A 14,536-nucleotide genomic window follows, 5' to 3' on the forward strand; every position below is an offset into this window, starting at 1 on the left:
TCGGGTGGGTCTCGGCAGCTCATCTCGTCCGCGTGGTGCGCGACCGGCCTGTCACTCACATGGACAAGGGGATCAGCGTGTTCGCCGTCTACCTCGTGATCACCTCTCTCGCCTCGGCCGTCGTCGGCCTGGCCGCCATCGCCAACCTCATCGGCCATGACTACCCCAAGAAGCAGGCGGACCAGCTTCGCGTGCCGCGTTCCTGGACGCTCCCGCTGGGCTTGATGCTGGCGGCGGGTTCGCTGGGACTGCTGGCCGGGTTCGCCGTTCCGGTGCTGGGCCTGCTCGCCGCCGCCGGCCTCGTGTTGTACTTCCTCGGCGCGTTCTGCGTTCATCTGCGGGCTCGTGACCACCACTTCGGCGCCTGGTCCGTGTTCTTCGCACTGGTGGCGGCCGCCTTGGTCGTGAACGTGGCCTACTACTGAGTTCCGGCCCCAACCGAGATCAGTTCGTCCGCGACGCCTCGAGTTTGGACGGGTTGGAGAACGTCCCCATCTGGCTCATCAGGGTTGCGGAGCGGAGCTGCCGCGGAGTGGGTGTTGGTCAGGTGTGGCAAAGAGGGCACGCCGTCGCGTCAATCGCGTCAATTCGCCAGTGCAGTGTGAGCCCTATCACGTTGGCCGGCCGTCCCGAGGCGCCGGACTCATTCGTCAATGATCCGTACCCGCCACCGCGGCAAGAAGTTTTCAGATACAGCCCTCAGACCTAGACGTTCAGTGAAGCGCTGCTGGTGCGGACGCACCCTCCGGCAAGAGCCCGATGTCGTCATCCATCACGTTCGCAGGAGAGAGGAAACCGATGAAAGATCTGCAGACTGTCGCCGACCGCGTCGAGATCGAGGCGCTGCGGGGCGAACACGTCGACGCGGCGATGAACGGCGACTACGACCGTTTCGCGTCGCTGTTCACCAGGGACGCCGTGTGGCGGATCCCTCCCGCCGACGTCGAGTTCACCGGGCGGAAGGAGATCCGCGCCGGTATCGAACGGCTGCAGGATGCGTGGGAGTTCTGGGTGCAGACCGTGCACCCGGGCACGATACAACTCGATGGCGACACCGCGACCGGCCGGGAATCCGTCTTCGAGATCGGTCGCCAGCGCGACGGCAGGTCGGTCGTCATGTACGGCCTGTTCCACGACCGTTACCAGCGCACCCCGGATGGCTGGAAGTTCACCGAGCGCGTCCTCGAACCTAAATACCTCGACACAACTGCGCTGACGGGCTCGCCTCACGTGACCTGGGACTCCGCCGACCCAGAGGCCGTGAACGCCTCCTCTGCGTAAGAAGCCCGATAACCGCGCGACCATCCGAACGCCGTATGTGCTGGGCGGATCTGCAGGGAGCAGCGCGCTGGGGTCGGCCGCAGGTGTGGGTGCGGTCGGGGAGGTCGTCCGCCTGCGCCTGGTGCGGCGGCCGAAGTTGGGCCGCAACGCCAGGCGTGTGCAGGGTGGGGGAGTGGGACCGTCATCGCTGCTGCACGACGGGGGACAGGGGAGTGATGCAAGGTGCTGGCTTACGCGGATCGTGCACTGGGCGTCGAGGACAACAGCACGTGATCATCGATGTGGTTGTGGGGCGGAGCTAGCTTTGGAATCTACATTGTAAAGGGCCTGGGTTGGTGAAAATCCTGCCCTCATACCTGACAACCACAACAACAAAACCGCACCAGATGGCGAGCTCGCCGCGGATCAATGAGAACGCCACTGTTACCGGGCCGGGCAACAGTAGTGGTGCTCGCTCCTCATCGCGCCGACCCGGTTTTCCGGCGATACGGCGGTTCGCGGCATCGGGCACCGCCGGGAATTGCTTGGCAATCTCCAGCGCGGTGACAGGGGCCGGCGCTGCAGCTGTGTGACCGGGCGTTTGTGAGGGTGGAATCGAGATCTGGCCGGTAGCGCCCGAGTGCGCCGTGCTGAGTTCGGAACGCCAGGGCTACCTGCGGACGCGGATCGCGCACCGATTAGGTTTCCGCGTCGTGCCCGTCTGTACGTGTGAGATCGACTCACGGAAGGCTGACATGATGCGGAAACTGACCTACGGCATGAACCTGAGCCTGGACGGCTACGTCGCCGCGCCCGGTGAGGACCTCGGCTGGAGCGTGCCGAGCGACGAGCTGTTCCAGTGGTGGTCCGACCGGGTGGGGGCGACCGGCCTGGCGCTGTACGGGCGCAAACTGTGGGAGGCGATGAGCTCCCACTGGCCGACCGCCGACCAGCAGCCCGGCGCCACACCGGCGCACATCGAGTACGCCCGCCGCTGGCGGGACATGCCCAAGGTGGTGTTCTCGTCGACGATCGACAAGGTCGACTGGAACACCCGTCTGGTCACCGGCGACGCGGTCACCGAGATCACCCGGCTCAAGTCCGAGGACGGCGGCCCGATGGACATCGTTGGCGCCACACTTGCCGCAGCGGCCATGCGGGCCGGGCTGATCGACGAGTATGTGCTGGTCACCGCACCGGTCTTGCTGGGCGGTGGCACGCCTTTCTTCACGGCCCTGGACAGTTGGGTGAACCTGAACCTGGTGGAGACGCGGACGTTTTCCGGCGGCCTGGTGTTGACCCGATACGAGACGAGGCGATGAGCACGGGCCGCCCCGCCGGCAACGTCGGCGGGGCGGCCCGTGCGCTGGACTCGTCTGATCACAGTGTCGGGGGCAGGTCCAGCCATGGTTTGTCGGTGGCGTCGAATCCGGTGAGCTCGGCTATCTTCCCGTCGACGATGTGCAGGACCGCGATGTTGAACAGCCGGTATTCCGGGTCGTCGGGGGTGCGGAGGTACAGTGCGGCGGCGGGCATGCGGTTGACCGTGGTGGCGGTGCAGCGCCAGTCGTCGTAGCCGCGCTGGAAGAGTCCACTGGAGACCCAGCCGTCCACCGCGTCCTTGGCTGTGACGACCAGGGTGCCCGGATCGGGCAGCATCGTGAAGCGCAGGTCGTCGCGCAGCAGGGCCATCAGTTTGTCGAGGTCGTTGCGTTCATGGGCGTCCATATATGACTTCACCACGCCGCGCTCGTCATCCGACAGCTCGTGGGTGGCGGGGCTTCGCCAGTCGAGGCGGCGGTCGGGCAGTTGCTCGCGCATCGTCACACGGGCCCGCTGCAGTGCGCTGGTCACCGATGCGACGGTCAGTTCGAGGGCGTCGGCGGCTTTCGACGCCGGCCAGCCGAGGACGTCGCGCAGGATGAACACCGCCCGTTGCCGCGGCGGCAGGTGCTGGACGGCGACGATGAACGCCAGCTCGATCGTCTCCCGCGCCACCACCGATTCCTGTGGGTCCTCGGGGAGCATCTGGTCGGGGTACGGCTGCAGGTACAGCATCTCGGAGCCGGGGTCCGGCAGCTCGGACGGTACGGGTGTGCGGTCGTTGCGCTTCTCCAGGAAGTCGAGGCAGGCGTTCGTCGCGATCCGGTACAGCCAGGTCCGCAGGGCCGCGTGGCCCTTGAACGACTCCCGCTTGTTCCATGCTCGCAGGAACGTCTCCTGCGTCATGTCCTGGGCGTCCTCGTAGTTCGCGAGCATCCGGTAGCAGTGCACCTGCAACTCACGCCGGTGGCGCTCCGTGATGAGTGCGAACCGCGCCGTGTCGCCTGAGCGGGCCGCCGCGATGAATGTGGCCTCGTCGGCGCCTAGCAGTGTGGCGTCGGTCATGGTCGTCAATCCTTCCACCGGTACGAGAGGGCTTACAGAACTGACGACGTGGCGGGGGATTTCTGATCGGTGAAGCCGCTTACACCGGCCTGGATCCAGGACACGGGTTCATCTTCGCCGACCGTGTGAACGGCGGGTGCCGATTCTCCGGGTCTGCAACGCAACACCGAAGTCACCGTTCAGACAACCCTGGGTTTCCGGGTTGCGTGCTAATGTGCTGCATCATTAGTACATCTGGGGTGGCCATGGTCGGCTGGAGTCTGTGGATCGCGATCTTCCTGGCCATCGTGGCGCTGCTGCTGTACCGGGCCTTCCGCCCCCACCGCCGCGCCCAAGTGGTCGAGTGGGCCGCCGGCCATGGCCTGCCCGCCACCGGCCTCGACTGGGACCAGGCGAGCCGTTACCTCGACCGCAGCCGGTGTCTGCGCACTGTCGGGTTCGTCATCCCCCTGTTCTTGGGAGGTACGACGAGCATCGTCTGGGCGCTGGTCTACACCCAGCCGTCCCCGCCCTTCCCGTTCGACCTGCTGGGCTCGCCGTCCTGGCTGGTGGGGTACCTGCTCGGGGCGGTCCTGGCCGAGGTGACCTGGACCCGTCCACGTACCCAGAAGGCGGCCGCCCTCGTGCCCAGGCGGGTGGCCGACTACATCGGGCGCCCGGCGCTGGTCCTCATCCGTGTCGTGGGCCTGGCCACCATCGCCGTGGGCGTGATCGGGCACTGGTTCCTCGCCGGCCATCTCCGCGCCGGGTTCGGGTTCGGACCCGTACCGGCGGTGACGGCGGCGGTCGTGCTGGTGTTGATGGAGGCATCGCTCTGGTTCATCGTGCACCGGCGCCAGCCCGTGGGATCCGAGTCACAGATGAGGCTCGACGATGCCCTGCGCTCCACGGCGATCCACCGGATGGCCGGTGCCGGTCTCGGCATGATGTTCCTGTTCCTCGGATACGAGCTCTTCTCCATCGGGGGCGGCATCGAGGGCCAGGCCCTGCGGATCATCCTGCCGTGGGCCGGGGTGGCGTGCGTGTTCGTGGGCGCCCCTCTGAGCTGGCAGCGCGTCGGGCATCCGCGCGTGTGGCCGGTCAGGCGCCACACGTCAGGCGAGGCGGCCTCCAACACAGCCGACCGGACGGCGACATGATCCTCCATCTCGACCCCGCCTCACCGCTTCCTCCGTACGAGCAGTTGCGGGCGCAGATCGCCACTATGGCCGCCACCGGCGTGCTGCCGCCGCTGACCCGCCTGCCTAGCATCCGGCAGCTCGCCCGGGACCTGGGACTGGCCACGGCGACGGTCGCGCGAGCCTTCCGCGAGCTCGAGCGTGACGGCGTCATCGAGACCCGGGGGCGGCACGGGACCTACGTCCGCGAAACTGCCGGTTCCGCCCTCGGCGTGGACGCTGAGCAGCGCCTGGCGGAGGCGGCGCAGGTGTTCGCCGTCCAGGCGCGGCAGCTTGGCGTGGACGCCGCCCGCGCGTTGCAGCAGGCCAGGTTGGCCCTGGATGCGGTCACGGGCCGCTGAAGGATCATTGATTCGGGCTTGTCTCCACGTTGTGGTCGCCGGGCATTCCCAAGGTAGAAGGCGATGTCGAAGGCCGACACCTGCAGTGCGGCTTGGGAGAGGATGTCCCACACGCACACCTCGCCGTCGGCGCGGCTGGCCACGATCGACAGGATGCGCAGCCGCACCGGATCCCCCAGCGCTTTGAACACCCGCGCCACCCCGGCCGCCTGTGCGGCGTTCAGCGGCTCGCGGGTCAGCGGCGGGCTGCACTCCAAAAGCTCCAGCGGTTCCACACGCCCTCCATATCGATGCTTCTCTATATTGACATGCATCAAAATCATGAGGATAGGGGGAGGGCGGGAACGCAGGGACGTGGGGGCGGCCGCCGATGTTCCCGGCCGGCGGGCCTGAGCGGCGGCGGCTCAGATTCCGGTCACGGCGTTGCGGCGCTCGACCATCAGCACGTCCCGCCAGACGCCGTGGTGATCCAATCCCGGCGCCCTGAAGGGAGGCGTCGCAAGCGCGATCAAGGACAGTCGCTCTTGATCAGACCCGGCCCTCGCAGGGTCCCTCCGACCTTCTGAGTGGGTGATCGCGGGACGTATGGCAACCCATGGGAGGATTGGTCCGTGGGAGCATCAGTGAGGCAGATTCAGGTCACCTTCGACTGCGCATCACCTGAGCGCGTTGCTCGTTTCTGGTGTGAGGTGCTGGGGTACGTCGCGCCGCCGCCACCGGAGGGGTTCGCCAGTTGGGACGACTTCAATCGCACGCTGCCGCCTGAGCAGCGGGATTCATGGTTCGCATGCAGTGACCCCTCGGGCGTGGGTCCGCGGCTGTACTTTCAGCGCGTTCCCGAAGGGAAGGTCGTCAAGAACCGGCTGCACCTTGACGTGCGGGTCGGCACCGGACTGGTGGGGGAGGAGCGCCTGGCGGCCCTTGAGGCCGAATGCGCGCGGCTGATCCCGCTCGGCGCGGTACGCGTGCGGCTCCTGCCTGCCGATGAGGAGAACGAGTCGTGCCTGGTCATGCAAGACGTCGAGGGCAACGAGTTCTGCCTCGGCTGAGTGGCAGGCAGGAGGAAGAGTCCGGCCGGCTATACCCATTCCCTTCTGGTGGTGGTGTCGTGCTGCCGGACGGCCCCTCGATGTCGATCTGATCAGCTGCGCGTCGGGTGTGCTGGTCGCGCAGGAGCGCCTGCGCGACGGCGGTCGATGCGCTAGCCGTCGCCGAGCAGAGCGGGACTTCGTGCGAGAGGGGGAACGGGATACGCGATCATGTGATCCATGTCGATCCCCCCGGACCTGCCCACCCCCGCACCACCGCCAGAGTCCAGACGGTCACGAACGGCCCGCCGAATCGGCTGCCTGGCCGTGGCGTTAGTGCCGCTCCTGCTGCTGGCGGCGATCGTCAAGGCGCCGGCATGGATCGATGACCACCGGCTGGCGCGCATGGTGGACCGGATCCAGGAGTATCCGCCGCCGGCGGGAGCAGACCTCGGGTACTTCGACCGGCACGTCGAGGTGAGCGGCGACTCCGGCGACTGCTGGTACACCATCCGTTTCGAGCTCTCCACCGACCGGCCCATCCAGGAGGTGCTGAACCACTACCGCCAGGCGAAGATCGAGGACCCCGACGGAGACCTCGGCGACTACGAGCTGGTCGCCTACACACCATTCGACGAGTCCGGCACCCCTGTGGATGGCACCTCCGCCACGAACTCCATGATTCTCCACCTGGACGGCATGTACGACGGCACCTGGTTGGACATGCGTTGCTATTGACGCCGCAGCTCCGCTCAGTGCTGACGACTGTCTCGAACTCAACGGCCGGTTCCGGCTGGACATGGAAACCCGGCCTGGACGTCTGCGTGGCCTGAGCGGACGCCGGTGACCGGTGAAGGGATCATGGAGCGGCCAGGTAGGTCAGCTCTTCGTGCGGGCGGCTGCGCGCAGGAGCCCGGTGTCGCCGGTGGTCATCGCCTCCAGCAGGCCGGTGCCGCGCCGCTGGAGCAGGCGCACGGTGAGCGCGGGTGTCGCGCCCAGAACGGTGGCCACAAGGACGGCGACGAGGACGTTCCCCCACCACGAACCGCCGATGACGCCGGGCAGGATGGCGGCCAGCAGGACCACGGGGAAGATCGTCATTTGTCCGCCCGTCGGATCGCCCGCTCGCTGTCCCGGGTAGATGCGGTCGCGGGCGTCGGTGCCCACGGCCGGCATCACGAGCGCGAGCAACGGCGCTCCGGCGCAAACCGCCGCGGCCGCGGTGATGGCGCCGCCGAGGGCGGCACCTCCCAAGGGTGAGCCGGTCGCGGCCCACAGCACGGCCGCCAGCGCGATGGCCGGCAGGCCGAACAGCAGCGCCCACGCCGCCATCCGTCCGTGCACGTCGGCCTTGAGGGCGCCCGGTGTGGTGAGGAGCTGCCACAGGGCGGTGCCGTCCAGGGCATAGGTGTTGATCGCGACCATCGCGCCGAACACGGCGGCCGCTGGGCCTACCAGGGGCAGCGCCCAGCTCCAGTCGGTGAAGGCGATGATGAGCGCCATCAGCAGCGGTGTCAGCCAGGCGCTGCGCAGCTCGACGCCGCGCGCCGGGTCACGTAGCCAGGTGACCAGCTCTCGCGAGACGACCGCGGCCACCTGCGGTGTCGCGAACGGCAAGGACAGCCCACGCGCCGGTACGGCCGGCCGCCGCGCATTCGCCCGGTGAGGCGGCCGGCGCAGGGCGCGAGCCGTCAGCGCGATCCAGCACAGGTGTAACAGGGCGCCCGAGGTCAGCAGCGCCGCCAGTGGCAGCAGGACCGCTCCCGTCCCGGCGTCGTCGCGGGCGGCGAGCGCCGCGCTATACCCCCAGCCGGTGGGCAAGGCGGCGAGGACGTCGATCACCGGCTCGGGCAGTTGCCCGGCCGTGGGGGTGACCAGGGCGGTGTCCCCCTCGCCGAGACGCGGCAGCAGCCAGGCCGCGACCGGCACCCATCCGGCGAACGACAGCGCGAGCATGATCGCGGTCTGTACGGCGGCCAGCGTCATCCCGGCCCGGGTCTGCAGCAGCCAGGACGCCAGCGCCGCCACCGTCTTGCCCGCCCAGGTGAGGAGATACAGCTGGGCCGCGACCGCGGCGATGGCGGTCGCGGCCGCCGCCGTGCCACCCGGCGCGGCCAGTACCGCCAGCGACGACAGGCACGCCACCGTGATCAGCGGGCCGACGCCCAGCAGTTCGGTCCACGACAGGGCCCGCGCCAGCCGCCACGACCGCAGCGGATAACCGCGCAACCACTCGCGGGAGATGACCGACGGATCATGGCGAGGCTGGGCCAGCGGCCCGAACAGCCACATGCCGCCCCATACCGTGAGCGCCACGGCGATCCAGCCCTCGTGGATCACGCCATCGGCGGTCGATGACGCGCCCGCGATCACCAGGGCGGCCAGGACGAGCCCGGCGACCAGGCTGAAGGCGCGCTCGTTGTGCGGGCCGTTGCACAACAGGCGCAGCTTGAGCGCGAGCAAGGCCCGGGTCATGACAGCCACTCCAGCGGCCGCACCGGATCGGCGCCCACCAGCTCGACGAACCGTTCGTTCAGCGTCGAGCCCGCGGCCACCTCCGCCACCGGCCCTTCAACCAGCACCCGGCCGCCGGCCACCACCGCCACCCGACGGCAGTTACGCTCGACGAAGTCCATGATGTGGCTCGACAGGACCACCGTGCCGCCGGCGTCGACGTACTGCTTGAGCACCTGCTCGATGGAGCGGGCCGAGACCGGGTCGATCGCCTCGAACGGCTCGTCCAGCACGAGCACCCGGGGCCGGTGCAGCAGCGCCAGCGCAAGATTGATCTTCTTGCGCATGCCGGTGGAGTACTCCACGATCAGTGTGCGCGGAACCGCGTCGAGTCCGAGGATCTCCAGCAGATCGCCGGCCCGTGCCCGCCAGCCGTCGTCCAGGCCGCGCAGTCCGGCGCTGTAGCGCAGGACCTCGGCGGCGGTCAGCCGTTCGGGCAGGGACAATCCGTCCATCATGACGCCGAGCTGCGCGAGCGCGGCCTCTCGCGCGGTGCGCAGGTCATGACCGGCGACCCGGATCGTTCCCGCGGTCGGCTCCCGCAACCCGCACATGGCCGTCAACGTGGTGGTCTTGCCGGCCCCGTTGGGGCCCACGATGCCGTAGAACATCCCCGCCGGGATGCTGAGGCTGAGCCGGTCGACGGCGAGCACGGTGCCGAAGCGCTGAGTCAGGTCCAGTACTTCGATAGCGGGGGCGCAGGGATCGTTCAACAGACTTCCTCACTCGGCCGTGTGGGCGAGGATCGCGTCGGCCAGCTCCTGGTGGGTCTCCGGTGGCAGCGTGTGCCCCATGCCCGCAACGATCATCAGCCGTGCCCCTGGGATCCGCTCGGCGATGATCGCGCCGTGACCCGGCTTGACCGGCTCGTGGCTGCCCTCGATGACCAGCGTGGGCGTCTTCACCTGGTCCAGTACGCCCACCGGCTCGAAGCCGGGGTCGGCCGCCGCGGCCAGCCGGTGGTTGGCCACAGCCGACAGGTCGCGAGCCCGGTCGTGGACGCGCTCCTGCAACCGGCGGGCCTCGTCCTCGTCGAACGGCAGTCCGGTGCCGTGCAGGACCCGCTGCTCGGCGATCATGCCGTCGATGAGCGCCCGGCGGTCCTGCGGCGGTGGGGCGGCCACCAGGGCGCGGAAGAAGTCCACGAACTCCGGCGCCGGCTCCGGCAGGCTGCCCTCGGGCTGCGGCTGTCCCGTCAGTGCCCGCACGAGCACCTGGCCCTCGCCGCCGCCGAGCGGCGAGGAGGCGATGACGGTCAGCGAACGGACCCGCTCGGGCCGTTCCACGGCGATGAGCTGGCCGAGCAGGCCGCCGGCCGAGTGCCCGACCAGGTGCGCGCTCTCCAAGCCGTGGGCGTCCATCACGCGGTAGACGTCGCTCTTGATGTCGTCCCACGTGTACGGCTCGGCGGCGAAGTCGACCGTGCCGGACATGCCGGTGTCGCGGTGGTCGTACCGGATCACCCGGCGGCCGCCGGCGGTCAGGCGACCGACGAACTGGTCCGGCCACAGGACGCCCTGCGACATCGAACCCATGATCAGCAGGATCGGCGTGTCCGTCGCGGCGCCGAACTCTTCACTCCAGATGTCCACGTTCTGCATGTCTCAGAGCATGCCGTCCCCGGCTACGGGCGCCTTCTGTAGAACTACTGGCCGCGCCAGATCCGTACGGGAGCCGATACGTGGAAGATCCGTACCGGTGCGGCATGGCGGGACGTTCCGCCCCGGTACGGGTCCTGGCAGAGCCTGTACACGCGGTTCCGGCGCTGGGCCAGGGACGGCAACGTTCACCGCGATGCCGCATGCGGTGCAGGCCCGGGCCGATGCGCACGGTGACATCGATGGACTGGTGGCGGTGGACTCGACCATCGTGCGTGCGCACCAGCACGCCGCCGGTGCCCGTAAAGGGGGCTCGTCACAGGCTCGCCGGCAGATCACGCCCTCGGCCGATCCCGCGGCGGGCTGACCAGCAAGATCCACCTGGTCTGCGAATACGCGGTCTCGGCAGCGGCTACAGGGCGGCGTCGAGCAGGCAGCGGGGTGACCCGTGCAGTTCGTCCGTGACCACCCGTCCGGCCACGCCGAACACGTCAGCCAGGAGTTCCGGCGTGATCACGTGCTTCGGTGCGCCGTCGGCCCAGACCCGTCCCTCGTGGAGAGCGACGATGCGTTCGGCGAAGCGAGCCGCATGGTCCAGCTCGTGCAGGACGGTCACGACCGTGAGTCCGCGGATCTCACGCAGGGCGCGCACCAGTTCCAGGACCTCGAGCTGATGGCGGATGTCCAGATGGGCGGTCGGCTCGTCCAGGAGCAGGATGCGGGTGTTCTGGGCCACGGCGAGCGCCAGCCGGACGCGCTGACGCTCACCGCCGGACAGCGTGTCGAGGACGCGGTCGGCGAGATGGGCGACCCCGGCCAGCTCCAGCGCCTCGTCCATGGAGTCCGACTCCCGCAGCAGGCCGAACGGTCCCTGGTGGGGATAGCGGCCCTGGCGGACGAGTTGGCGCACGGTCATCGCGGGGACGGGGGGCAGGCTCTGGTGCAGGACCGCCAGCCGCCGCGCCACCTGCCGCCGCGACAGCGACGTCAGCTCCGCCCCGCCGAGCAGGATCCTGCCGGACGACGGTCTGAGCAGGCCGGCGATGAGGCGCAGCAGCGTGCTTTTGCCGCAGCCGTTGACGCCGACCAGGGCCACGAACTCGCCAGGCTCGACGGTGAGGTCGATGCCGGTCAGGACCGGGCGGGTGGTGTACGAGAAGTGCAGGTCCTCGACCTTGACGCTCATTGTGACCTTCCCAGTCTGATGAGGACGGCGGCGCCGGCCAGTGCGGTGATCACGCCGGTCGGGATGCCGAGCCGGTGCGTGCCGTCGAGGAGTTGCCCGGCGAGCTGGGCGAGGCTGTCAGCGCCCGCGAGCGCGATGGCGCCGACGACGGCGACGGTGAGGACGCGGCCGCCCAGTCTGCGCGCGACATGCGGGGCGGCCAGGCCGACGAAGGCGATCGCCCCCGCCATGCTGGCCGCGCCGGCGGTCAGCGCGATCGCCACGGTCAGCGCGACGGCCCGGCCGAGGCCGGGGTGCACACCGAGCAAGGCGGCGTGGTCGTCGCTGGGCGACAGGACGGCCAGCATGCCCGAGCACGCCCAGGCCACGGCGATGCCGCCGGCGATCCACCAGGAGGTGAGGGCCAGGTGCTCCCACACCCTTCCCTCCACCGAGCCGATCAGCCAGCGCAGCGCGTTGCCGAACCTGCTCGGCTGGTAGGCGAGCAGCATCGTGGTCAGCCCGGCCAGCAGCGCGCTGCCGAGCAGGCCGTGCACCACCAGGCCGGCCGGGTCACGGCCCGCCGACAGCAGCCAGGTGAGCCCGCCGCCCAGCGCGCCCCCGGCGAGGGCGGCGAGCAGCGCCCCCGCCGCGGAGTCGGCGGGGAACAGGCCGAGGGTGAGCCCGCCGAGGATGCCGAGCACCGCGCCGGGGTTCACTCCGGAGAACTCGGGCGCGGCCAGCGTGTTGCGCAGCGTGGCCTGCAGCACGTATCCGGCGACGCCCAGGGCGGCGCCGGTGAGCAGGGCGGTGAGCAGCCTCGGCACGCTCAGCTCCCACACGATCTTCTCCGCCTGGCCGTCCGCGGCGCCGTCGAGCAGGCCGGTGATCGCGCCGAGCGGCTGACCGGAGGCGAGCAGGTGCACAGCCGCGACCGCCAGGAGCAGGGCCGCCGCCGCGACACCCCGCGCGGGCCTCGCCGACGTCATGAGGTCGCCCGCCGGCGCAGCAGTACGGCCCCCACCAGCACGCCGGTCAGCGCCGTCCACGCCCCGAGAGGCGTCTCCACCGGATCGAAGGCCAGCCGGGCGGCCAGGTCGGCCGTCACGGTGACCAGAGCCCCGAGCGCGGCCGACCATGGAAGCCAGCCCCGGGCTCCGGCGTGCGGGCGCAACCGCCTGGCCAGCACCGGCGCCAGGAAACCCACCCACGCGATCGGGCCGCACGGCCCGGTCACGGCGCCGATCAGCAGGGTGGCCACCGCGAGCACCCCGAGACGGGCGAGGTTCACCCGGCTGCCGAGCGAGGCGGCCGCGTCGTCACCGAGGCGCAGCAGGCTGAGCGCGGGGACGCACAGCACGACGAGGGGGAGCGCGACGGCGAACCACGGCAGTGTCTCCGAGGCCTGCTCCCACATCAGACCGGACAGGCTGCCGACGAGATAGCGGAAGAGCATGTCGTACTGAAGGCGGTCGGCGGTAGCCATCACGGCCAGCAGCAGCGCCTGGATGCCGGTCGAGACGGCGGCGCCGATCAGCAGGACGCCTCCGGCGCTGCGGCCCGAACGGGCCGCGGCCAGCGTGACGAGCCCGCCGAGGGCGGCGCCGGACAGGCCCGCCAGCGGGTAGAGCGAGGGCGGCACGGGCAGCGTCCAGATCACGCATACGCTCACCGCTAGTGCGGCCCCGGTCGAGACGCCGAGCATCTCAGGCACGGCCAGCCGATTCCTGAGGGACTCCTGCAGCAGGAGCCCGGCCGTGCCGATCGCCGCGCCGCCCGCCAGGCCGATCAGCACGCGGGGCACGCGCAGTTCCCAGACCACGAGGTGCGCGATCGACTCGGGAGCCATCGCGAGGAGGTCCTGCGGAGCCACGAACGGCGTGCCGAGGCAGAGGCCGGCCAGTGCCGCGACGGCGAGGCCGAGGCCGGCCGCCCAAGGCGCGACCGGACGCCCGCCGAGCGCAGCGCTCACCCGGCGGCCTTGGCGAGCGCTTCGTCCAGGATGACGCCGAACGCCCTGGTGCCCCGGCCGGACGCCCACAGTTCGGTCGGCACCTCGAACACCTTGCCGGCCGATACGGCGGGAACGCGCTTCCACACCGGGTTGTCCTTGTAGTGGTCGCTGACCTTGGTGCCGAAAGACTGGATGAAGATGATCTGAGGGGCCTTGGCCAGGATCTCCTCGATGCTGTAGGCCTGCGCGGTCTCGAAGCCGCCGCCCTTGCTGGGCCAGGGGTAGGCGAAGAACTGCGACATGAAGTGGCCCAGCACGTCTTCGGTCGTGTTGACGCCCACGGAGGTACCCCCGTACATCGCCAGGACCGGCGTCTTGTCCAGCCCGGCCGCCTTTGACCGGGTCGTTCCGTCGGCGAGCTTGGCGCGGAAGCGGGTCTCGGCCTCGGCCTGCTGTTGCCCGCGGTCGGTGAGCTGGGCGAGCGCGCGCAGGTAGCCGATGGAGTCGTCGTACGACTTGACCTGGACCACCCACAGCGGCGCGAACTTCTCCACGGCGGTTCTGAGCTGGTCGTGCACACCGGCGAGGCCGATCACCAGGTCCGGTTTCGCCTCGGCGATCCTGGCGACGTCCTCGCCGCCGAAGCTGCCGGGGATGACCGGGACGTCGGAGCCCTTCGCGCCCAGGTAGGCGGAGTGGGAGAGCAGGCCGGGCGTGGTCGTGGCCACAGGGGTCAGGCCCAGCTCGACGAGGGCGTCGTCGCACAGGCCGGTCAGGCAGACGACGCGTTCGGGCTTCTTCTTCAGTGTGAACGTCTTGCCGTGCGGGTCGGTGATGGTCAAGGCCGCGCGGACCGGGGAGACCGGGGCAGCGGTCGCGGTGGCGGCCGGTGGAGGTGCCGTGGCCGTGGTGCCGGCTTGGGGGGCGCTCTGACCACAGGACGCCACCAGGACGAGCGGTATCAGGGCGAGGAGGCATCGCCTCAGCGCAGGCCGGGCGTGGTGTCCGCCGATGGAGAAAGCGCCGTAGCGCATGGGGCCTCCGGTAGTGAAAATCATTGTCGAAATGGACAATGAAAATAGTTATCATTTACTCTCGCTTCGCATCAAG

The 14,536-nt window shown here is 69.8% G+C and carries 15 protein-coding genes and 1 pseudogene; 8 read left to right on the plus strand and 8 right to left on the minus strand.

The annotated features are described in order from the left end of the window. The first annotated feature begins 59 nt into the window (after window positions 1–59). The 3 genes from AB0K05_RS38040 (at window position 60) to AB0K05_RS38050 (ending at window position 2,582) form a co-directional block, all read left to right on the plus strand. Window positions 60–425 carry a DoxX family protein gene (locus AB0K05_RS38040; RefSeq protein ID WP_271280393.1) on the plus strand — a complete coding sequence of 122 codons (366 nt, stop codon included), beginning with the start codon at window positions 60–62 and terminating at the stop codon, window positions 423–425. Between the two features lie 373 nt (window positions 426–798). Next, window positions 799–1,281, plus strand: a complete 483-nt coding sequence (locus tag AB0K05_RS38045) for a nuclear transport factor 2 family protein (RefSeq protein WP_271280392.1) — start codon at window positions 799–801, stop codon at window positions 1,279–1,281. Between the two features lie 737 nt (window positions 1,282–2,018). Then, window positions 2,019–2,582 (plus strand): dihydrofolate reductase family protein, encoded by a 564-nt coding sequence (locus AB0K05_RS38050; RefSeq protein WP_345483282.1) that lies wholly within the window; start codon window positions 2,019–2,021, stop codon window positions 2,580–2,582. A gap of 58 nt (window positions 2,583–2,640) precedes the next feature. Here AB0K05_RS38050 and AB0K05_RS38055 read toward each other — a convergent pair whose 3' ends face one another. Beyond that, window positions 2,641–3,648 (minus strand): RNA polymerase subunit sigma-70, encoded by a 1,008-nt coding sequence (locus AB0K05_RS38055; protein WP_271280420.1) that lies wholly within the window; start codon window positions 3,646–3,648, stop codon window positions 2,641–2,643. 245 nt (window positions 3,649–3,893) lie between these two features. Between AB0K05_RS38055 and AB0K05_RS38060 the strand changes: the two genes are divergently transcribed. From AB0K05_RS38060 to AB0K05_RS38075, 4 genes are all read left to right on the plus strand, one after another. Further along, window positions 3,894–4,787 (plus strand): hypothetical protein, encoded by an 894-nt coding sequence (locus tag AB0K05_RS38060; protein ID WP_271280421.1) that lies wholly within the window; start codon window positions 3,894–3,896, stop codon window positions 4,785–4,787. Next, complete coding sequence (locus AB0K05_RS38065) at window positions 4,784–5,167, plus strand: GntR family transcriptional regulator (protein WP_271280422.1); 384 nt, start codon at window positions 4,784–4,786, stop codon at window positions 5,165–5,167. The genes AB0K05_RS38060 and AB0K05_RS38065 overlap by 4 nt, the downstream gene beginning before the upstream one ends. A 623-nt stretch (window positions 5,168–5,790) precedes the next feature. Further along, the gene (locus tag AB0K05_RS38070) at window positions 5,791–6,216 is read left to right on the plus strand and encodes a VOC family protein (RefSeq protein WP_364235881.1); all 426 of its coding nucleotides are present in this window, start codon (window positions 5,791–5,793) and stop codon (window positions 6,214–6,216) included. Window positions 6,217–6,435: 219 nt separating this feature from the next. Then, window positions 6,436–6,933: a hypothetical protein gene (locus AB0K05_RS38075; protein ID WP_364235884.1), complete on the plus strand. Its 498-nt coding sequence runs from the start codon at window positions 6,436–6,438 to the stop codon at window positions 6,931–6,933. A gap of 141 nt (window positions 6,934–7,074) precedes the next feature. On the opposite strand, the gene AB0K05_RS38080 is transcribed toward AB0K05_RS38075, so the two are convergent. The 3 genes from AB0K05_RS38080 to AB0K05_RS38090 are packed head-to-tail and all read right to left on the minus strand — an operon-like array spanning window position 7,075 to window position 10,310. Beyond that, on the minus strand, window positions 7,075–8,670 hold the full coding sequence (locus AB0K05_RS38080) for a hypothetical protein (protein WP_364235887.1): 1,596 nt from the start codon (window positions 8,668–8,670) through the stop codon (window positions 7,075–7,077). After that, entirely contained in the window at window positions 8,667–9,425 is a 759-nt protein-coding gene (locus tag AB0K05_RS38085) for an ABC transporter ATP-binding protein (protein ID WP_364235946.1), read from the minus strand. The genes AB0K05_RS38080 and AB0K05_RS38085 overlap by 4 nt, the downstream gene beginning before the upstream one ends. A 6-nt stretch (window positions 9,426–9,431) precedes the next feature. Then, a complete protein-coding gene (locus AB0K05_RS38090; protein WP_364235889.1) occupies window positions 9,432–10,310 on the minus strand; it encodes an alpha/beta fold hydrolase in 879 nt (292 codons plus the stop codon). Window positions 10,311–10,391: 81 nt separating this feature from the next. Here AB0K05_RS38090 and AB0K05_RS38095 point away from each other — a divergent pair. After that, a pseudogene (locus tag AB0K05_RS38095) lies at window positions 10,392–10,700 on the plus strand (transposase); the annotation flags it as partial. A 19-nt stretch (window positions 10,701–10,719) separates the two neighbouring features. Here the strand turns inward: AB0K05_RS38095 and AB0K05_RS38100 are convergent. Genes AB0K05_RS38100 through AB0K05_RS38115 form a run of 4 tightly spaced genes read right to left on the minus strand, consistent with a single transcriptional unit; the run spans window position 10,720 to window position 14,460 of the window. Further along, window positions 10,720–11,493, minus strand: coding sequence for an ABC transporter ATP-binding protein (locus tag AB0K05_RS38100; RefSeq protein ID WP_271280129.1), 774 nt, complete (start codon window positions 11,491–11,493; stop codon window positions 10,720–10,722). Then, window positions 11,490–12,461, minus strand: coding sequence for an iron ABC transporter permease (locus AB0K05_RS38105; protein WP_364235891.1), 972 nt, complete (start codon window positions 12,459–12,461; stop codon window positions 11,490–11,492). Before AB0K05_RS38105 ends, AB0K05_RS38100 begins: the two co-directional genes overlap by 4 nt. Next, window positions 12,458–13,444 carry an iron ABC transporter permease gene (locus tag AB0K05_RS38110; protein ID WP_271280127.1) on the minus strand — a complete coding sequence of 329 codons (987 nt, stop codon included), beginning with the start codon at window positions 13,442–13,444 and terminating at the stop codon, window positions 12,458–12,460. The genes AB0K05_RS38105 and AB0K05_RS38110 overlap by 4 nt, the downstream gene beginning before the upstream one ends. After that, complete coding sequence (locus AB0K05_RS38115) at window positions 13,441–14,460, minus strand: ABC transporter substrate-binding protein (protein ID WP_364235894.1); 1,020 nt, start codon at window positions 14,458–14,460, stop codon at window positions 13,441–13,443. The genes AB0K05_RS38110 and AB0K05_RS38115 overlap by 4 nt, the downstream gene beginning before the upstream one ends. Window positions 14,461–14,536: the final 76 nt, after the last annotated feature.

The sequence above is a fragment of the Nonomuraea sp. NPDC049486 genome (genome assembly GCF_040676925.1).
GTDB lineage: Bacteria > Actinomycetota > Actinomycetes > Streptosporangiales > Streptosporangiaceae > Nonomuraea > Nonomuraea ferruginea.